General features: G+C 43.2%; 15 protein-coding genes. 3 read left to right on the plus strand and 12 right to left on the minus strand.

Annotated features, from left to right (window positions below):
- Nucleotides 1–9 precede the first annotated feature (9 nt).
- From EXA13_RS12925 to sixA, 7 genes are all read right to left on the minus strand, one after another.
- Entirely contained in the window at nt 10–729 is a 720-nt protein-coding gene (locus EXA13_RS12925) for a protein phosphatase CheZ (protein WP_238133535.1), read from the minus strand.
- 125 nt (nt 730–854) lie between these two features.
- The gene (gene cheY / locus EXA13_RS12930; RefSeq protein WP_078925277.1) at nt 855–1223 is read right to left on the minus strand and encodes a chemotaxis response regulator CheY; all 369 of its coding nucleotides are present in this window, start codon (nt 1221–1223) and stop codon (nt 855–857) included.
- Nucleotides 1224–1268: 45 nt separating this feature from the next.
- Nucleotides 1269–2003: an RNA polymerase sigma factor FliA gene (locus EXA13_RS12935; protein ID WP_238133536.1), complete on the minus strand. Its 735-nt coding sequence runs from the start codon at nt 2001–2003 to the stop codon at nt 1269–1271.
- Nucleotides 1996–2883: a MinD/ParA family protein gene (locus EXA13_RS12940; RefSeq protein WP_238133537.1), complete on the minus strand. Its 888-nt coding sequence runs from the start codon at nt 2881–2883 to the stop codon at nt 1996–1998. The genes EXA13_RS12935 and EXA13_RS12940 overlap by 8 nt, the downstream gene beginning before the upstream one ends.
- Before the next feature lie 13 nt (nt 2884–2896).
- Nucleotides 2897–4378, minus strand: coding sequence for a flagellar biosynthesis protein FlhF (flhF, locus tag EXA13_RS12945; RefSeq protein ID WP_238133538.1), 1482 nt, complete (start codon nt 4376–4378; stop codon nt 2897–2899).
- Nucleotides 4379–4408: 30 nt separating this feature from the next.
- Nucleotides 4409–6502, minus strand: coding sequence for a flagellar biosynthesis protein FlhA (flhA, locus tag EXA13_RS12950; protein ID WP_238133539.1), 2094 nt, complete (start codon nt 6500–6502; stop codon nt 4409–4411).
- A gap of 196 nt (nt 6503–6698) precedes the next feature.
- Nucleotides 6699–7166: a phosphohistidine phosphatase SixA gene (gene sixA / locus EXA13_RS12955; protein WP_238133540.1), complete on the minus strand. Its 468-nt coding sequence runs from the start codon at nt 7164–7166 to the stop codon at nt 6699–6701.
- 364 nt (nt 7167–7530) lie between these two features.
- Between sixA and EXA13_RS12960 the strand changes: the two genes are divergently transcribed.
- Nucleotides 7531–10308 carry an insulinase family protein gene (locus tag EXA13_RS12960; protein WP_238133541.1) on the plus strand — a complete coding sequence of 926 codons (2778 nt, stop codon included), beginning with the start codon at nt 7531–7533 and terminating at the stop codon, nt 10306–10308.
- On the opposite strand, the gene EXA13_RS12965 is transcribed toward EXA13_RS12960, so the two are convergent.
- Nucleotides 10305–10898 carry a VOC family protein gene (locus EXA13_RS12965; protein WP_238115474.1) on the minus strand — a complete coding sequence of 198 codons (594 nt, stop codon included), beginning with the start codon at nt 10896–10898 and terminating at the stop codon, nt 10305–10307. The genes EXA13_RS12960 and EXA13_RS12965 overlap by 4 nt on opposite strands.
- A gap of 205 nt (nt 10899–11103) precedes the next feature.
- On the opposite strand from EXA13_RS12965, the gene argS reads away from it, so the two are divergent.
- Together argS and EXA13_RS12975 are read left to right on the plus strand one after the other, a co-directional pair.
- Nucleotides 11104–12837: an arginine--tRNA ligase gene (argS, locus tag EXA13_RS12970; RefSeq protein WP_238133542.1), complete on the plus strand. Its 1734-nt coding sequence runs from the start codon at nt 11104–11106 to the stop codon at nt 12835–12837.
- Between the two features lie 135 nt (nt 12838–12972).
- Entirely contained in the window at nt 12973–13404 is a 432-nt protein-coding gene (locus EXA13_RS12975; RefSeq protein WP_238133543.1) for an HIT family protein, read from the plus strand.
- Between the two features lie 115 nt (nt 13405–13519).
- Here the strand turns inward: EXA13_RS12975 and EXA13_RS12980 are convergent, their stop codons facing one another.
- From EXA13_RS12980 to EXA13_RS12995, 4 genes are all read right to left on the minus strand, one after another.
- The gene (locus EXA13_RS12980) at nt 13520–13750 is read right to left on the minus strand and encodes a FeoC-like transcriptional regulator (RefSeq protein ID WP_238115477.1); all 231 of its coding nucleotides are present in this window, start codon (nt 13748–13750) and stop codon (nt 13520–13522) included.
- On the minus strand, nt 13747–16017 hold the full coding sequence (gene feoB, locus EXA13_RS12985; protein ID WP_238133544.1) for a Fe(2+) transporter permease subunit FeoB: 2271 nt from the start codon (nt 16015–16017) through the stop codon (nt 13747–13749). The genes EXA13_RS12980 and feoB overlap by 4 nt, the downstream gene beginning before the upstream one ends.
- Nucleotides 16017–16244, minus strand: coding sequence for a FeoA family protein (locus EXA13_RS12990; RefSeq protein ID WP_238115479.1), 228 nt, complete (start codon nt 16242–16244; stop codon nt 16017–16019). The genes feoB and EXA13_RS12990 overlap by 1 nt, the downstream gene beginning before the upstream one ends.
- Before the next feature lie 591 nt (nt 16245–16835).
- A complete protein-coding gene (locus tag EXA13_RS12995) occupies nt 16836–20174 on the minus strand; it encodes an AraC family transcriptional regulator (protein ID WP_238133545.1) in 3339 nt (1112 codons plus the stop codon).
- Between the last annotated feature and the right edge of the window lie 203 nt (nt 20175–20377).

Below are 20377 nucleotides of genomic sequence, written 5' to 3' on the forward strand. Positions count from 1 at the left end.
ACGTTACCCCTAAAATCCAAGACTCGATAATAAATCATCGACCTCGTCTTGAGATGAAACTGCATCAATGCGCTCATGAGGGTTCATAATCGGCCCTTCAGGTTCGCAAATTGCTTTTTCAACTTTCTCTGATTGTTGTTCTAATTGACTCTTGCCAAATACTGTCAAAATATCCACTAAACGGCCTTCGACTTCGCTCACTAATGTGATCACCCGTCGAATAATTTGTCCGGTTAAGTCTTGGAAGTCTTGCGCCATTAAGATTTCAGTGAGTTGCCCACGTAATTCACTGCTATCCCCTTCGACTTGAGAAAGAAGATCGTCGATACGATGACACAGTGCTTTGAATTCACTCAATTCAATTCTACCTTGCATTAATTGATTCCACTGAGGTCGAACAGACAACAGGCTTTCGTGTAAGTTGTCTGCCATCGGCATACAACGTTCCACGGCATCCATGGTTTTATTGGCTGCAACTTCTGTTTTATCAATGACATAATGCAATCGGTCCCGAGCATCAGGAATCTCATCATTAGCAATCTGAGTCATTCGTTCATCCACGTGAAACTCTCGCATTGAATCATGAAGATCCCGAGTTAATGCACCGATTTCCTGTAGCACAGGGTTACCCTCAGATCCGTAAATCTGCTTAACCAGTTGGTCGGCACTGTCTTGCTGTCCAGTCTCTAGTAGTTGAACGAGTTCTTTTGCTTGTTCTAATGAAATCATCCTGTTTTAGCCTTGCTCGCGTAATGAATCAGATACCTTTACCGCTAACAAATTTCTGCATATACAGTTTATTCGTTTGGCATTCACAATTTTTGCCTTCATAGCCATCACTACATTAATGGAAGTTATAGACGCTCAAAGATCTTCTCTAGCTTCTCTTTCAATGTGGCAGCCGTAAATGGTTTAACGATATAACCATTAACTCCTGCCTGTGCTGCTTCAATAATTTGCTCGCGTTTCGCTTCCGCAGTAATCATCAACACTGGCAAGTGTTTCAGTTCTTCATCCGCGCGAATGTTTCGCAGTAAGTCGATACCCTGCATACCTGGCATATTCCAGTCAGTGACGACGAAATCAAAACCACCTTTTTTAAGCATAGGCAACGCCGTCAACCCATCATCTGCTTCTTGCGTGTTATTGAAACCCAAATCACGAAGTAGGTTTTTAACAATACGGCGCATTGTTGAAAAATCATCAACAATAAGGATCTTCATGTTTTTATTCAAAATTGCCTCCACTGAGTTCAAAGTCAGTGATATTTAGTCGTTTTGTGTCCAGGAACTTAACTTGGTTCGCAGACGTTGCATGGATTGGCTCAGTATTTGGCTCACGCGGGACTCACTCACACCAATTACTTCACCAATTTCTTTCAAGTTTAGCTCTTCATCATAATAGAGCGAAAGTACTAAAGCTTCACGTTCAGGAAGTGATTTTATTGACGCAACCAATGCTTTACGAAAAGCCTCGTCAGCCACTCCCTGAAAAGGAGAATTATCTTCACCATCTTCTAACGGTGAAAGGGCGTCATCCGACACGCCCAGATCTTCAATGCCCACAATCCTAGAGCAATTAATATCAGTTAAGATACTGTGATAATTATCGAGAGACATTCCCATATGCCGAGCCACTTCTGAATCCGTTGGATCCCGACCTAGCTCACCTTCCAGTATGGCAATGGCTTGGCTGATTTCTCGATTATGTTTATGCACAGAGCGTGGCACCCAATCCCCACGCCGTATATCATCCAGCATCGCACCACGGATGCGAATCCCGGCATAGGTTTCAAAACTTGCCCCTTTACTTCCATCATAGTTTTTTTGTGCCTCAAGCAAACCGATCATGCCAGCTTGGATTAAGTCTTCAATCAACACGCTTGGAGGTAAACGGCCAATTAAGTGATGAGCGATACGCTTGACCAATACCGAATATTTGTCCAGAAATAGCTTCTGGCTCGTCATATGTCCGTATTGATCGTAAGTAAGCGCTTTATTCACCAAAAGGTTCCCCTACTGTTTCTGTTCGGTTTAGTAACCGTTCCACAAAAAATTCTAAATGACCACTTGGCGTCCGAGGAATTGGCCAAGTTAGAGCCTTATTGGCTAATGAACTAATTGCCAATGAGGCTGGCGAGCGTGGAAAAGCATCGACAACGATTTTTTGTCTTTTTACAGCCTGGCGTACATTATCATCTAAAGGGATACATGCAACGAGTTCCAAACTCACATTTAAGAAGCGTTCTGTTACTAATGTCAACTTAGCAAACAGCTCTCTCCCTTCACGATAGCTTCTCACCATGTTAGCGACAATTTTAAATCGCTGAACTTGGTGTTCTCTGCTTAAAAGTTTGATCAGCGCATATGCATCGGTGATAGATGTTGGCTCATCGCATACTACCACAACCACATCCTGTGCCGCACGTGAGAAACTCACGACCATATCAGAAATTCCAGCCGCAGTATCGACAAGAAGGATATCCATCTCATCTTCTAGGGAACCAAATGCACGAATTAACCCAATATGCTGAGCATGAGATAGTTCTGTCATCGACTGAGTCCCCGAGGTAGCTGGGATGATTTTTATGCCATGAGGCCCTTCGACGATCGCATCTTTTAGCTCACACTCCCCAGCTAAGACATGTCCTAGGTTTTTTTTCGGGCGAATACCCAACATTACATCGATATTTGCTAGACCTAAATCGGCGTCCAGTACCATGACTTTTTTCCCTTGGCGAGCCATACAAATGGCCATGCCAAGCGTCACGTTTGACTTGCCCACCCCACCTTTACCACCTGTGACGGCTATCACTTTGGTGACTGAAGGTTGAGTTAAACGGCGTAAGCCACTTGCTTGATCATATATCATATTATCCGTCATATCTGTCCGCCGCCTAGAATCTCTCTGAATCACTATTCCAGTAATGAGGTTCATTTTCTGTCGACTGCTCAAGTAGCTCATTCGCTTTGGCTACCATGTATTTAGGCTGAGCAATCACTATGTCTTCAGGAACACGCTGCCCATTAGCGATATACGCAACCGGTAACGCGTTTTGAACGACAACACTGACAAATTCACCTAAGCTCAAACATTCATCAAGCTTAGTCATGATGCACCCTGAAAGAGGGATCCTCCTAAAGTGCTCAATGGTTTCTTGCAATACTTTGCGCTGTGCGGTAGCTGGTAACACTAAATAACTGTGAATGACATCTCCACTTTCTTGCATCAAAGTATCTAACTGTTCGGAAAGGCGCACATCACGCTGCCCCATTCCAGCGGTATCAACAAGAATTAACCGTCGATTGCGTAACTGAGAGATTACATCGGCTAACTCTTTGGAATCTTTAGCAACTCTTACAGGGCAACCCATAATTCGTCCATAAATAGACAGTTGCTCATGCGCTCCAATCCGATATGTATCGGTAGTAATCAAAGCGACATTATCTGAGCCATACTCCATCGCTGCACGCGCTGCCAGTTTGGCCACGGTGGTTGTTTTGCCCACGCCAGTTGGGCCAAGTAGTGCAACAACGCCCCCTCGTTTTAAAATGTCTTTTTTAACGACAGGGATTTGATCTGAAACTAAGCCTAATAAGGCTTTCCAAGCTTTGGGTGGCGGTGTATCTTCAGGAATATAGCAGGCCAATTGATCAGCGAGATCCAACGATAATCCCATCCGCTCTAATCGTTTAATTAACATGGCTCGCAACGGCTCTCGTCGCTCAACTTCTTGCCACATCAATCCGGAAACTTGATGCTCTAACAACCGACGAATAGAGTTCATCTCTTCTCGCATGTTTTCAAGCTCACTTGGCGTTAAGATGATGTCTTCACTCGCTTTTTGTTCATAGCGAGTCGGATCGAGCCGAGAGCGTTGTCGTGATGATGAACTATCATCACCGACTAATTTTGATAACGTAGATTCATTGGCTTTTTGATGCGTAGAACCTGAAGCCTTATTTCGGTTAAGCAATGCTGCTAGTGAATCCTCACTTTCTTGGCGAGATTCAGTTCCAGTGGTTTGATTGTTGCTGTATTGCTTAAGCATACTCGCAAAACGCTGAGTCATTGAACGACTGTTCGCGTCATTACCTTGTTGTAAACTAACGCGATCTTCTTCTAGCTCTCGTTTGGATTGTCGAGCAGACGCAGAAGCCAATGAAGCAAGTCGATTGTCATGCTGCGGTGACTGAGCTCGATATTGCTTAGCGGCTAAAGGCGCATTTGAAGCGGGCTCACCATCAACAGCAGCCACGATTTCGACGCCCCCTGCGACTTTTTTATTCGACATAATCACAGCCTCTGCACCTAGCTCTTCTTTAACTTGCAGCAAGGCCATTCTCATGTCTTTGGCAAAAAATCGTTTTATTTTCAAAGCAGATATCCGTACTTTACGTTAAGGTGGTTAATTGCCCACCGCTTGCACAATTCGAATTTGTTTTTCATCTGGAATTTCTTGATAGGAAAGAACTCGCAAATTCGGGATTGTATTTTTGACAAACTTCGCCAAGGTCGAACGTAACACTCCAGAAGTCAGTAACACTGCGGGCTCTCCTTTGAGTTCTTGCTCTTGAGTCGCTTGACTCAGTGCCATTTGCAAACGTTCTGCTAGACCTGGCTCTATACCGGCTGACTCCCCACCTGAGGCTTGCATGGTTTGATGCAAGATTTGTTCCAGTTCTGGGACAAGTGTAATAACAGGAAGCTCTGGCTCTATCCCATTGATTTCTTGAACAATTAGTCGTTTTAATGAGATACGCACCGCTGCTGTCAAAATGTCAGGTTCTTGACTCTTACTCGCGTATTCAGCCAACGTCTGCACAATGGTTCGAATATCTCGGATTGGAATCGCTTCATTAAGCAGGTTTTGTAATACCTTAACCATGGTTCCAAGAGGGAGTTGATCCGGTACAAATCCCTCCACTAATCTTGGTGCGGTTCGACCTAACATTTCCAATAAGTTTTGAACTTCCTCATGACCAAGTAGCTGAGAAGCATTATTGGTTAATAACTGGCTAAGATGGGTTGCCAATACCGTTGAAGAATCCACGACGGTATAGCCCAGAGCCTGAGCATGCTCTCGTTGGTCTTCACGAATCCAAATCGCTTCCAACCCAAATGCGGGATCGACCGTTTGCTCTCCATCAATCATGCCATACACTTGCCCAGGGTTAATCGCAAGCTCTTGATCTGGCCGAATTTCGGCTTCACCAACCGCAACGCCCATCAAAGTGATCCGATAACTGTTTGGGGTTAATTCCAAGTTGTCACGAATATGTACTGGAGGAATAAGGAAACCAAAGTCTTGCGAGAGTTTTTTTCTGACCCCTTTAACACGTTCAAGTAATTCTCCACCTTGGTCACGGTCAACCAATGGAATCAAGCGATACCCCACTTCTAAACCAATCACATCAACGGGCTGAACATCATCCCAAGAAAGTTCACGTTGAGCAGTCGATTCAGACTGACTTTTTACGGGTAATTGTTCGGTTTCTTTCTCTTGCGTTTGCTTACGTTGCAACCAATAAGCAGCACCACCAGCAATTGTCGCTAAACCAAGAAAAGAGAAATGCGGCATACCGGGAACCAACCCCATTACACCCAGAATACCCGCTGTAATGGTTAAGGCTTTAGGATTGTCAAACAGTTGGAAAATAACCTGCTGTCCCATGTCCTCATCGGTATTTTGGCGCGTAACCATGATAGCAGCGCCAATAGACAACAGTAATGAAGGGATTTGTGCAACTAAGCCATCACCAATGGTCAATAGGATATAAATTTCCATCGCCTGACTAAAACTCAGACTATATTGAATCATCCCAATGATAAGCCCGCCAATAATGTTAATAAATAGGATGAGAATACCGGCAATCGCATCCCCTTTAACAAATTTGGATGCACCATCCATTGAACCGTAAAAATCGGCTTCTTTAGTGACTTCAAACCGTCGAGTTCGAGCCTGTTCTTGATCAATCAACCCTGCATTCAAATCCGCATCAATCGCCATCTGTTTACCGGGTAAGGCATCCAAGGTAAAGCGAGCACTCACCTCTGAAATACGTCCAGCACCTTTGGTGACCACCATAAAGTTGATAATCATGAGGATAAGGAACACCACTAAGCCCACCGCATAGTTTCCGCCAATGACGACACTACCAAAGGCTTCGATAACATTACCCGCAGCGCCTGCGCCTTCATGACCGTACAGTAAAACCACCCGAGTTGAGGCCACGTTCAAAGCCAAACGCAATAAAGTTGCAATCAGCAGTACCGTAGGGAAGGCTGCAAAATCCAGAGGACGGCGCGTGTAAACGGTGACCAATAACACCACCATGGCAAGAGCGATATTAAAGGTAAAGAATAAATCAAGTAAAAAAGCGGGGATGGGTAACACCACCATCGCCAAAGTCGCCAATACCATGATCGGCGCACCCACCGCTGGTAGGCTGCGTTGAGGGATGTTGGGTAATTTATCCGCAAATGGCAGAGTAAATTTCATAGGCCTGCAGCAATTAAGTTAATGAGGTTTACGAAGTAACGGTATGTTACACCTTTAATTTTGATTTTTATGCAATTTTTAGTCCATCGGCGACTGTCAAAAATATGACAACGTGAGAGAATCACCAACCTTTCTCCTGATAGCCGTAAAAAAAGCCGCCTTAATAAGCAGCTATTCTACGCCTTTTATCGATCCCTTAAGGATATACGTTCCAGCGAACCTCTCCCTGAGCAGAGGATGGCGTATATTCAATACACATGATCCCTGAAGTTGGGAACATAGGAGCCGGCATATTAGCAACAAACTCCGCGCTAAGGTATCCAACCAAAGGAAGATGTGAAACCAGTAAAATACTCTCTAATTGTTCCGTTTCAATCAAGGCCACCAAATAATCGTAGACGGAATCGGCTTGCCCATAAGGCGTAATATCTTCACAAGTCTCCACTTGTGTGGCAGAAAAATAGCGAGAGATTGCTTGCCATGTTTGCTGTGCTCGTAAGTAGGGACTCACCAACACCTTATCAAATTGATGCAGATTTTGCTGTTCTGCGCATACTCGGGCAACGGCAACCGATTCATTACGTCCCCGCTCTGTTAACGCTCGTTCAGCATCATTGGCAGCATAGTGATGGGCTTCACCATGACGCATAATCACAATTTTCATTCTCTCTACCTAATCTACTTGATTTATGGCTGCTTATCCTCGTGTTATAAACAGTCTGCATCAGGTGTTTCTTTGCCTATTTCGGCATATTATTACGAGCGATTATAACAGCATAAAAGGCAAAGACCTCGATAGAGATAACAATCTTTTGAAAAGTTTTTTCGATGCTCAAAATGTTCGTCTGCTCAAAAAATTTACGTCGATCAATTGGCATCACAAGGTTTCAGACCCATACTACTAAGAACATGATTCCCAAACGCAGAACGCATCAGCACTGTCATCTATCAATTATGGTACGACACGTGAATACGATAATTTTTTGACACTCACTCTGCAGTCCCTTTCCATCAGCTCGGAGAACCCAGTGCATATTAGCCCTAATGATTCCAATCGCTACCGCAACCTAACGTTAACTAACGGTTTGCGAGTGCTATTGATCCATGATTCTCATGCACAAAAATCTGCAGCGGCTTTAGCCGTAAAGGTAGGGCACTTTGATGATCCTATCGAACGTCAAGGGCTGGCACACTACCTAGAACACATGCTTTTTCTTGGCACAAAAAAATACCCAAAGAGTGGTGATTTTCAACAATTTATTAGCCAACATGGCGGCAGTAATAATGCTTGGACAGGAACAGAACACAGTTGCTTCTTCTTTGATGTTTCCCCTAATACCTTTGAGAAAGCACTTGACCGATTTAGTCAGTTTTTTATAGCTCCTCTCTTTAATGCCGAAGCTTTAGATAAAGAACGCCAAGCCGTCGATTCTGAATTTAAGCTGAAATTAAACGACGACTCCCGCCGTCTGTATCAAGTACAAAAAGAAACCATCAACCAAGCTCATCCTTTTGCTAAATTCTCGGTCGGGAATCTAGACACTTTGGCCGACAGGGAAGGCAGTTCGATCCGCGATGAAATTATCGCTTTTTATCAAGATCATTACTCTGCAGATATTATGACGCTAACGCTGTTTGGGCCACAATCTCTGGATGAACAGGAAAGGTGGGCGACCGATAAGTTCACGAATATTGTAAATACCCAGCAAGCGAGTAAAAATATTGTTTCTCCCTTTGTAACCGAAGAGCACACAGGCTTACTTATTCATGTCGAACCACTAAAAGAAATTCGCAAATTGATCCTAAGCTTTCCGATGCCCAGTACCGATGCTTATTATCAGCGCAAACCGCTCTCCTATTTTGCTCATTTATTAGGTTATGAAGGCGAAGGCAGTTTATTGATCGCACTTAAAGAACGTGACTGGATCACCTCTCTTTCTGCTGGAGGAGGCACCAGTGGAAGTAATTATCGTGAATTTTCCATCAGTTGCACATTAACTGAACAGGGTTTAACGCAGATTGAAGCGATCATTCAAGCCGTTTTTCAAACATTAGACCTAATTCGTCAACAAGGGCTTAACGAATGGCGTTACATGGAAAAAAGAGCCGTTCTCGAAGCGGCGTTTCGGTTTCAAGAAAATGCTCGTCCTTTAGACATGGTAAGCCACCTAGTCATTAATATGCAGCACTACTCATCCGCAGACATCATTTATGGTGACTACATGATGCAAGCTTATGATGAGAAATTACTGCAACAAATTTTAACCTATTTAACTCCTGAAAACTTACGCGCAACCCTTGTTGCCCAAGGCTTACACTATGACCACAAAGCGCAGTGGTATCAAACACCTTACGCAGTCCAAAAATGGACATCACAACAACTTCAGCAATTTCGTTCACAAGATGTTCACTGGCCACTGAACCTCCCCCCTAAGAATATTTTTATTTGTGAACAATTGGAGGCGAAACCATTAGAGCAGCTCCAGACTCAGCCACAAGTTATTCAAGAGCAACCCGGTTTTCGTTTATGGCACCTACAAGAAAGCGAATTTAGGGTACCTAAAGGGGTGATTTATATTGCCATTGATAGCCCTCACTCCGTCGCTAACGTGCGAAATATTGTAATGACTCGCTTATGTGTAGAGATGTTTCTTGATAGCTTAGCAAAAGAAACCTACCAAGCTGAAATCGCTGGAATGAGCTATAACATGTACGCGCATCAAGGCGGCGTCACCTTATCATTATCCGGCTTTAGCCAAAAACAGCCTCAATTGATGAAAATGATTTTAGATAAGTTTGCCTTGCGTGAATTTAGTGAACATCGTTTTCAAACGGTCAAACATCAATTGCACCGGAATTGGCGTAATGCAGCGCATGATCGTCCGATATCGCAACTGTTTAATGCCATGACGGGGTTATTACAACCCAATAATCCGCCTTATGGTCACCTGCTTACTGCACTCGAAACGATTGAGCGCCAAGAATTAGCCCCCTTTGTTGAACAGATTCTCAGCCAGCTTCATGTGGAAATGTTTGTCTATGGCGATTGGCAACAGCAAGATGCACAAGCCATGGCTGAAGTACTCAAAGACGCATTAAGAGTTAACAACCAGTCTTATCAAGAATCATTACGACCACTTGTCATGCTTGGTGATAGTGGAACATTCCAATACGAAGTTAACTGTGACCAAGATGACTCAGCCATTGTGGTCTATTACCAATCACAAGAAATTACACCTCGCAATATTGCGCTTTACTCTCTTGCTAATCATTTAATGTCGGCTACATTTTTCCATGAAATCCGAACCAAACAACAACTAGGCTATATGGTTGGTACCGGAAATATGCCACTCAATCGCCATCCCGGCATTGTGCTTTATGTACAATCTCCGAATGCTGCTCCTGCTGAACTGATTCGCTCAATTGATGAATTTCTCAATGCCTTTTATCTGGTCTTACTGGAACTGAATGAGTATCAATGGCATAGCAGTAAGCGCGGATTATGGAATCAGATTGCCGCTCCAGATTCGACTTTAAGAAGTCGAGCGCAACGCTTATGGGTTGCGATTGGTAATAAAGATGAAACGTTTGATCAACGAGAGCAAGTACTGGACGAACTCAAGCAGCTTCGCCGATCTGATATGATTCGCTTTATCGTCAATGAACTCAAACCAAGAACGGCTAACCGCTTAATTATGCATACTCAGGGCAACGCCCACCACGATCATCAGCCACTTGAGCTTGGCGAAGACATTGAATCAGCTGCACAATTTCAACGTCGACCTAAAGCCTGTGATTTAGGCTAGTGTTCCGATTGGATAATAGACGTTAAACGGTGGGGATGTAGTTTGATACAGATCCCTTGCCACTTAAACGCTAGCGTAGGGTTAGCAAGACGCTCTCCCTCTCCTTTCGGTGAAGACAGTTTGGTCTGAATACCCAATTCAGCTAATTGTTCCCACTGCTTAGCCAGTGATGGGAATTGACGTAAAATATCTTGCTGATACGCTTCTGCATTATCAGCAGCAGAAGGCACGACAAACTCCACGTGCTCCCATCCCTGCAGAGGGTATACTTTTCCCTCTGCAGGATAAGGTAACTCTAGGCAATCAACCGACCAACCTTCACTCACCAAAGGTTGAGTTAACGCGAAAACGATAATCGGCCGCCCATGTATTTCTGCCATAGATAAAACATCGCCATGCTCTAACCATGCCTGATGCGCCGCTTCAGCCAATGACCTATCATTGATTCTTAACGCGATGTGATCCAATAAAAAAGAGGAAAGATCGAGCTGTAAAAGTTGGCAAAGTTGCTGAACTTTGCCCATAAAATCATTGAATTGATTTTTCATTTGTTGAGGATGAAGAGAAGATTCAATCAGTAAAGAACACATAGCCCTAGCCAAAAAGACGGATTTATCCGCTATGTTATCAACATTACATGGGGAAAGTAGAAAAATTCCTAATTTTCACCCTATAAGCCATTTCAGAATATTGCTATTATGTGCGCCAATTTATGAACAAGATCAAGATATGCATTCACCTTCTGTGTGATACAAATGCATACCTCACCAATTCTCGGAATTGAAGGACACGCGTGTGAATATTCAAGCACTGATTAATGATAAAGTCTCTCAGGCTCTTGAAGCCGCTGGCGCTCCGGCAGGGACACCTGCTGCGGTACGCCAATCCGCAAAACCACAATTTGGCGACTATCAAGCAAATGGCGTGATGGGTGCAGCCAAAAAACTCGGCATGAACCCACGAGAGTTCGCACAAAAAGTTCTGGATGTTCTCGATTTAGACGGCATTGCGAGCAAAACCGAAATTGCTGGCCCAGGTTTTATTAACATTTTTCTATGTGAGTCATTTCTTGCACAACAAGCAGAACTCGCTTTAGCCGATGCCGCTTTGGGCGTTGCCAAAGAAACCCCACAAACCATCGTTGTTGACTATTCTGCTCCCAACGTTGCAAAAGAAATGCACGTCGGGCACTTGCGCTCAACTATTATTGGGGATGCGGTCGTCCGTACCCTTGAATTTTTAGGTCATAACGTGATCCGAGCTAACCACATTGGGGACTGGGGCACTCAGTTTGGTATGCTTATCGCCAACCTTGAAAGAGTACAGCAGCAATCGGGTGAAGTTTCCATGGAATTGGCGGATCTTGAAGCCTTCTACCGTGAATCGAAAAAGCTATACGATGAAGATGAAACCTTTGCAGAGAAAGCACGTAACTACGTGGTTAAACTACAAAGTGGTGATGCTTTTTGCTTAGAAATGTGGAAAAAATTGGTCGATGTGACCATGATCCAAAACCAGCGCAATTATGACCGCCTCAATGTTTCTCTCACTCGAGATGATGTGATGGGAGAAAGCATGTACAACGATATGCTTTCTGGCATTGTTGCCGACCTTAAACAAAAAGGCCTAGCGCAAGAAGATGATGGCGCACAAGTGGTTTTTTTAGATGAATTTAAAAATAAAGATGGCGAACCGATGGGCGTCATTATCCAAAAACGTGATGGCGGTTTCCTCTACACCACCACCGATATTGCTTGTGCGAAATATCGTTATGAACAATTAGGTGCTGATCGCGTCTTATATTTTATTGATTCTCGTCAACATCAACACTTGATGCAAGCGTGGACCATCGTTCGTAAAGCCGGGTATATTCCTGAAACAGTCAGCTTGGAGCACCATGCCTTTGGGATGATGTTAGGTAAAGATGGCCGTCCATTTAAAACCCGTGCTGGTGGAACCGTTCGCCTAGCCGCTCTTTTAGATGAAGCAGAAGATCGTGCATTAGCCTTAATTGAAGCAAAAAATCCAGAGCTCTCTAACGAAGAAAAAGCTCAAATCTCAACAACGGTAGCAATGGCAGCAGTGAAGTATGCAGACTTGTCAAAACACCGTACCACAGATTACATCTTTGATTGGGATAATATGCTGGCCTTTGAAGGCAATACTGCACCTTATATGCAATATGCTTATACTCGCGTAGCCTCTATTTTTGCCAAAGCGGGCGTGGCGATGGAAAACCTGAATGGTGAGATCATCGTAAGCGAAGAAAAGGAAAAAGCCTTGATCGCTAAATTGCTTCAGTTCGAAGAAGCCGTTCAAGCCGTTGCTCGTGAAGGTCAGCCTCACATTATGTGTAGCTACTTATTCGAGTTGGCCGGTCAATTCTCTAGTTTCTATGAAGCATGCCCTATTTTGGTGGCGAGTGAAGAATCCATCAAACAGAGCCGTTTAAAATTAGCCGCCCTCACAGCTAAGACAATTAAGCAAGGTTTGGATTTGTTAGGAATCCATACGCTAGAGCGGATGTAGCCTCCACATTATCTCATGTCAAAAAGGTTGGCCATAGCGCCAACCTTTTTTCTCGCTACACCTAGATACTCTGTTGGGGATCTCTCTTCTTATTAGCGATATAATCTCATGATTAAAATATGATGGATTTGAGATATGCACTTTGAACTTCACCCTCAGCTAGCCCAAGATACCGATATGATTGGGCAATTTCCTCTCTGCTTAGCCTTACTTCATAAAGATGCGGCGGTGCCTTGGGTTATCTTAGTACCGAAAAAAAGCCCACTCAAAGAACTTCACCACCTACCAATGCAAGATCAACAGCAATTCTTACTTGAATCACAGGCCGTCAGCCAAGCTCTCGAAGCCTTGTTTCAGCCAGATAAACTAAATTTAGGGGCTCTAGGCAATATCGTACCCCAACTGCACATTCATCACATAGCCCGTTTTGCTACTGATTGTGCTTGGCCTGGGCCCATTTGGGGCAATACAGAAGGCGTACAACGCAGTGATAAAGATCAACAAGAAATGCTACAGAGATTACGCACCATTTTATCACTGAGCACGCTTTTTTCTTCTGAGGTATAAACCAATACCATCATTCAAGATCGTCGTTTAGGTCTGCATGAACAAAGAGCCGAACACAGCGTAATGCCAATCAGTTAAGCTGACTGGCATTTTTCTTTTTTAGTAAGGGGAGCAATCACATAGTCACGATTAATGACAAACTATTATCTCGATTCAAACAATAGCGAACTCGTGTAACATAGTTCGCCGCATTCGTATCGATCAAACGCGAAATCACCCCTTTTTTGATCCACACGGCAAGCATCGCATCGACGCCATCTTCACTAAGAGCGAAACGTTTGGCGAGATCTTTTCGGGTTGCTGACCCTTGTTGTTCAATCACCTGCTTAAGCTCAGATAAAATCATGCCAGTTGAACCTCAAGTGTCTGATGTTTACGCCCCAGACGTTTCATGTAGTGGAACACCAAAACAGACGTCAACACAATTCCCAAAATCCAACCACCACTACTCACAGGGTGATCATTAAAATGCGCGGCTTGATAAAATAGAGCGGCGGCTCCATAAGCGAGCCCCATTGTCCATACAGCAATGAAACGCGCATATTTTGAACCAAATTCGCGCACATAAGCTCCCATCGCAGCTACGCACGGTGTATAAAGCAGAATAAAAATCAAGTACGCGAATGCAGCGTAGCTACTCACAAAATAGTGCTGTAAATTACCAAAAATAGACGCATCCACTTCTTGCTCTGCAGCTATCGCATCATTATCAGTAAGATCACCCACATCAATGCCTAGCGGGTCAGAAAAATTAAGGCCCATTAGGTTCTCAGGAATAGTCATCACCGCTTCTTGCAAGCTAGCCAGTAAATCAAACTCAGCGTCTTCTTGGTCAACAGAGCTATAAAGATTGTTCAGTGTTCCAACAACGGCTTCTTTTGCAAAAATACCAGTAATAATCCCTACCGTCGCCGCCCAATTATCTTGATGAATCCCGATCGGTGTAAATATCGGTGTCACCACTTGAGCTGCACTTGATAAGACCGATTTATCACTATCTTCATTACCAAAACTACCATCTGTACCTAAGGAATTAAAGAAGCTCAAAATGGTCACCACAATAACGATGGTTTTTCCTGCACCCAAAACAAAGCGCTTTAATTTTTGCCATGTTTTGATCAACACATTTTGTAACGTAGGCAGTTCATAATCTGGCATTTCCATTAATAAACTGTCACTTGATCCAGGGTATAACGTTTTCTTTAACACCCATCCCGTAAAGACTGCCGCAACAATTCCTAATAGATACAGAGCAAATACGACGTTTTGTCCATTGTTTGGGAAAAAAGCGGCGGCAAAAAGTGCATAGACAGGTAAACGAGCACCACATGACATAAATGGTGCCATTGATGCCGCCAGTTTTCGCTCACGTTCTTGATCCAGAGTCCGTGTAGCCATAATTGCTGGTACATTGCAACCAAATCCCAACACTAATGGGACAAAGGCTTTACCCGGTAGACCAATCTTCTGCATGACTTTATCTAACACAAATGCAGCCCGCGACATGTAGCCTGAACTTTCAAGTAGCGCAAGAAATAGATACAGACAGGCAATAACTGGAATAAACGTGGCGACGGTTTGAATCCCCCCACCTAAGCCATCAGCCAATAAAGTGACTAACCAAATGGGAAGATGCTCATCGAACAGATAATGCCCACCATCAACCAATAATGCCCCGACACCAATATCAAAAAAGTCGATAAAAGCACTACCAATATTGATAGAGAACATAAACATTAAATACATGACAACAAAAAAGAAGGGAACGCCTACCCATTTATTTAAAATAACTCGATCTACTTTCTCCGTAAAACTGTGGCTTAACTTCCCTTCACTACGGCGCACGTGTTGGCAACACTGATGTAAAAAGGTGTATTTCACATCAGCAACAAGTAAATCAATATCCAATTCGCATTTTAATTGTTCACGATTAATCAATTGACGCTCTTCTTCCATCCGCTCATTGATCACCAATAAGTCATTCTCGAGCGCTCGGATCGCCAAAGCACGAGCCGACACTTCCTGAGCGGCAAAAATCGGCTCTAACTGTGTAATGGCCCCTTCAAATATCGAACCATAATCCAGCTCTAATTCTTTAAGCGCAATACCTTGCACCACTTTCTTATGCAGTTGTTCTTTAAAACGTCGTACTTGATGTTTGTTATTTGCAGACAAAGCGAAAACCGGGCAACCTAATACTTGCTCTAGTTTTTTTATATCAATGGTCTGACGTACCCGCTTAAGTGCGTCCATTTTATTAAGAACCACAACCATAGGGCGACCTAACTCACGTAACTGTAAGGTCATATAAAGGCTGCGTTCTAAGCAAGTGACATCAACCACATTGATGATCAAGTCGACTGGGTGAGTCAGCACTGCACGAGACGCTATCGACTCATCAATGCTATTACTGTCATTGCCACTGTCTAAAGCGTAAATTCCCGGTAAATCGGTCACTCGGAATTCATCGCCCGAATGACGATAACGACCCGTCTTCTTCTCAACCGTGACACCAGCCCAGTTACCAACTTGCTGTTTGGCACCCGTTAAGCCATTAAATAACGTCGTTTTTCCACTGTTGGGGTTACCAACGGTTAAAACTTGATATTCCATTAAACTTTCTCCACTTCCACGGCCGAGGCTATACTTTCTCGCACAGCAATAGAAACCCCTCTCACTTCAATTTGAAGAGGGTCTCCCATCGGAGCTCGACGAATCAGTGTTACTTGGGTATTCGGTAACAAGCCCATTACCATCAATTTCTTACGAATGTCTATCGACAATTCATTCAACGCGATGATGAGACCAGACTCACCCGCTTTCAATTCAGACAATTTCATTGGTCGCCACACAAACTGTATTGTAAATGAGAAGGATTTCTATTTCTAACTGTAATAATACGCCTACAAACGCCATTAATCATTGTGTGAAATCAAAGATTCCACAAATTGCCTCGTCACTTTCGCTAAAACGCCCTCGTTAAAAACGTCAAATAATTTTCTTCTTTGGATTAAATCTCTATTTACTCAGTTTTCATCTTCTAACAAAAAAACAAAAACTAAAAGTAAAACAAATGGATAGAATAGATTATTCATTAATGACGGTTTTATCAGGTTACGTTGTCGTTAATTTTATACGTGAAATAAGCCTGTTTGATTATAGTGATTCTGTCAACGGGGATTCTCCCCGCCGATAGAATTCCAGAGGTGATATGGCACTGCCCATATCACTCCGGCAGCAAGCGAAGGTGTCATTGACGCCCGTGGTATAGTCCCCCCGGCTATACCACGATCTTTTTTTCTATTCTGTTCCACTTTCTATCCTCCTGCCTAGCTCAACAGCCATCACTCATACTCCCAGCACCTTCTCGGCTCACTAATAATAAGAGGTTCATTTTGCTGATTAACTTGGTCAGTCAAATAATAAGTTCGTTACCGTAAGGAGGATGGTCGCTCATCTTCTGTAAATTGTGACGGAGATAAACCAAAGTGCAGCTTAAAACGCTGACTAAAATAAGAAGGGTCATTAAAGCCACATAAAAATGCAACCTGAGAAATTTTCTCACCGCTCATTAGTAAACCACATGCCTGCTCAAGGCGATATTCCGTGAGGTATTCTTTAAATGTTTTTCCGGTCGCATTTTTAAATCGGCGCTGCAAACTGCGTTCAGAGACATACATCTGTGAAGCAGCGGTAGATGTGGTGAAGTCTGGGTCAGCATAATGGGTGGCAATAATTTGATCCAACTTCATCAACCAATGAGATTCGGAAAGATCTGGCGCATAATGAATATTCACCGCGTTATCCGTCGTAGGCTGAACATGAGCTGGCCATTTCAGTTCAATCAAATTACGCTCTGGGGAAGAAAAGTCGTTGAACTCTCCTCCTGTTAAATTTACCGCCTCATGCAAAGTCTGCGTTCCATCCTCATCAAGCGTCACCATCTGTAAATCTAACCGCTCCGTTGATTCAGCGCAGTCCATTATCCTCACCACTATCCACTCTTCTTGTTGTCGCCCTTTAATACTCAATATTTGGTGTGGATGAAGACGATCTAGCACATCGGCAAAAATGGCGTTAAAAATAGCATCAAGCCCCGACTGTTTAAGGCAAACATCAGGAAGAGGCTCAGTAAACTCACACTCGACTTGAATCCCAGCTTGTGCAAATTCATGCTTCCACCCTTCAAGTATGGTATCCAATACAAGCTTTAGAGGCTGATTCATACCATGAGCAACTTTTCCCTTATTCAATAGACTGATTTGCTTAAATTGTGTCGTCATCCGCTGAGCTAATGGTAATAATGCTTTGCTTTGCTGTTGAGCCGCTTTCTCTGTCAGTACCGTTAATAATGACTGACTTTTCACTAACCAACGATCAATCCATAGCTGACGAACCTGTACTTGCTTACGCAACTGTTGATTATGGCTAACCAGAATTTTGCTTTGCTGTTGAGCCTGACGTGTTTTCAATGCGACCTGCTGACGTAAATCTTCATTCAAACGAATCATCACCCGAGCCCGCCAACGAATAAATAACACAATAAACATCGTTATAATGAATAAATATCCTATACATGCGAGTAAGGAAAAATACCACGGTTTCAGAACATGGAAGCGCCAAGTAAAACTCTCTGTTGGCTCATTTTGGTTACGTAATGACAAGCGATACTCACCTGGGAAAAGGTGATCGAAGGTAAGGTGAGGCCCTTCGAACGGCTGCCAATCATCATGATTAATTCGAAATTCAAGACGTTGGTTACCAGTAAGTGGTACTGAACCAAAATGAAAGCTGATCGCCTTTCCATAATCAACGTCTAATGATTGTTGAGCAAGCCCACCAATATGAATGGGATGGTACTCAATGCTCACCTGACTCAATACAATGGGCTGTTGTGGAATAGGCGTATCTGCAATCTCTTCGGCTTGCATATGAATAAGCCCTTGCGCAGAAGAAAAAAGCAGAGTTTCTTGACCTCGATCTCCACTAGTTGCACAAATTCCCGTCTCTAATTCATTATTTATTAGCCCATAAGGGGCGCCAATATGTTTTTGGATTGAACCATCAAAGTGATAAAGCGTAACCCCCTGTGATGAAGAGAGCCATAAGCCTTGAGATGTCAATAGCAAACATTTTAAACGAAGATTGTCTTCCTCCAAAGGAAGAGGCGTTACTGGGTAATTAAGAGCATGGAAGCGAAAAAGACCAAATTCACTTAAAAACCAGAGCGTCCCATTTGCTGCTTCAATAACTTGTAGACTACTCCCATAAGGGGCACTTTCTTTATAATAAGTGATTTGATCATTATCCAATCGGTAAACCCCTTGTTCCGTGCCTATCAGCAATCCATATTTTTGGCTGGCATGCAACCAAGTTATGGTTAGTGGTGAATGTTGAACGGACTGCCACTCTTGGGAAAAATCAACGTAATGCTTTTTCTGTGTATGGTAAGCCCAAAGACGGCCAGTTGAAGCGCCCCATAATGTGCCTTGCTTATCTACCGTTAAAAAGTCTATGTTATTATGGCGTAACACACTGGGTATTGAGGGCAAAGGTAACGATTGATTGGACAGAGAGTGGTAAATAAGCCCCTGAGCCGTAGCGATCCAGAGTCGTTGTCCTATTTGCAAGACATCGTTCACTCTCCCTTTATAGAGCAACGTTTTAATACCTTTGTGCTGTGTATCCAGTAAAAAAAGCCCGGTGTGGGTAATCATTAAATAGTTATTTGAACCGGATAAAGGCAGTAATTTTTTGACACTAGAGGCAATGCCATCATGCTCCATGTTATCCGTGAAGTAACGAGTGAACTTTTGGCTAAAAAGTGAAAAATATCGGATGCCTTTCTTCGTTGCTATCCAAATACCACCGCGTTGATCGTTAGCGAGAGCATAAATTTTTCCGTCTGGTAACCCATACTCAGCGGATTTTATGCCTGTAAATTCCGTAATTTCATCGCGGTTCAATGAATAAATCAATAACCCATTCTCAGTACCTATCCAGTAAGCATCCTCCGTTTCAATCATACTAGAAACCGTAGAGTTCCCGATTTTTTTCACCACTTGGGTAGGATGTTCAATATCAATCACCAAAGCACCATTGTGTGTCCCCACCAGTAAGTGGTTTCTTCTTGGAGAAAGAAATAAGGTTTCTATCGCATGTTTTCCAGATTGGAGAATGTGAGTAAATTGATTTTGTTTGGATAAGTACGTTCCAACATTTGTTGCTAAAACCCATTTATTCCGTACTTTCACCGCATCATTGATAATGATGTTACTGGCTTGATTAAGTTGATAAAGTTTACTTAAAGAAAGGGTTTGTAGTTCACCCTCTGCGATACGATAAGAATAGAAAAAACGATTATCGGTTAACCAGAGATAACCGTTGGATGCACCAATATTCTTAATCACAACGCCGGGCGTCAAGCTCAGCACTCGTTCCGGTTCACCTCCCGGATAAGTGCGATAAAGCTCATTGTCAATAAAGGTCCAAAATGCCCCTTGCTGATACACTAATTGCTGATAACGCTTGGGTAAGACAGAACCCCGCCTTGGTAGGATGGTTTGTCCATCAAAAAACATCACGTTACCATGAATATCATGAATCCAGATCCCCCCTTCATCTCCTCTAAAAAGTTGTTGGGCAACAAAGACTTTGCCCTGTGACAGGGTCGGTAAAGGGTAAGATATCGATGACGTCATATCTAACACTTGTGCAGATAGCGGTGAGAACCGAACCATCAGAAAGATGAGTAATAATATACGGTACAAAGTTATTCCTTTAACCGGTAAAAAAAGCACACTCATTCCTTTATCTAGGTTAATGACACAAGAGTTATTTTTTAGAGAAAATTAAATAATACGCTGATCTCTTGACCTTGCAAACCATTGAAAATTGATTATCACGAATGGTATTTATCGATCATGGATTGAAGATAACGTGCTGAGGAGAGATAACAGTAAAGTATTTTATC

Origin of the sequence: Vibrio cincinnatiensis (assembly GCF_022113815.1) — a bacterium.
GTDB classification, from domain to species: Bacteria; Pseudomonadota; Gammaproteobacteria; order Enterobacterales; family Vibrionaceae; genus Vibrio; species Vibrio cincinnatiensis_A.

Excerpts from the sequence above, each read along its gene's own strand:
- flhA (WP_238133539.1), bottom strand. The coding sequence starts at position 6,502 with ATGAAATTTACTCTGCCATTTGCGGATAAATTACCCAACATCCCTCAA.
- EXA13_RS12940 (WP_238133537.1), bottom strand. The coding sequence starts at position 2,883 with ATGACGGATAATATGATATATGATCAAGCAAGTGGCTTACGCCGTTTA.
- EXA13_RS12965 (WP_238115474.1), bottom strand. The coding sequence starts at position 10,898 with ATGTGTTCTTTACTGATTGAATCTTCTCTTCATCCTCAACAAATGAAA.
- EXA13_RS12980 (WP_238115477.1), bottom strand. The coding sequence starts at position 13,750 with ATGATTTTATCTGAGCTTAAGCAGGTGATTGAACAACAAGGGTCAGCA.
- EXA13_RS12990 (WP_238115479.1), bottom strand. The coding sequence starts at position 16,244 with ATGAAATTGTCTGAATTGAAAGCGGGTGAGTCTGGTCTCATCATCGCG.
- sixA (WP_238133540.1), bottom strand. The coding sequence starts at position 7,166 with ATGAAAATTGTGATTATGCGTCATGGTGAAGCCCATCACTATGCTGCC.
- EXA13_RS12925 (WP_238133535.1), bottom strand. The coding sequence starts at position 729 with ATGATTTCATTAGAACAAGCAAAAGAACTCGTTCAACTACTAGAGACT.
- feoB (WP_238133544.1), bottom strand. The coding sequence starts at position 16,017 with ATGGAATATCAAGTTTTAACCGTTGGTAACCCCAACAGTGGAAAAACG.
- EXA13_RS12975 (WP_238133543.1), top strand. The coding sequence starts at position 12,973 with ATGCACTTTGAACTTCACCCTCAGCTAGCCCAAGATACCGATATGATT.
- cheY (WP_078925277.1), bottom strand. The coding sequence starts at position 1,223 with ATGAAGATCCTTATTGTTGATGATTTTTCAACAATGCGCCGTATTGTT.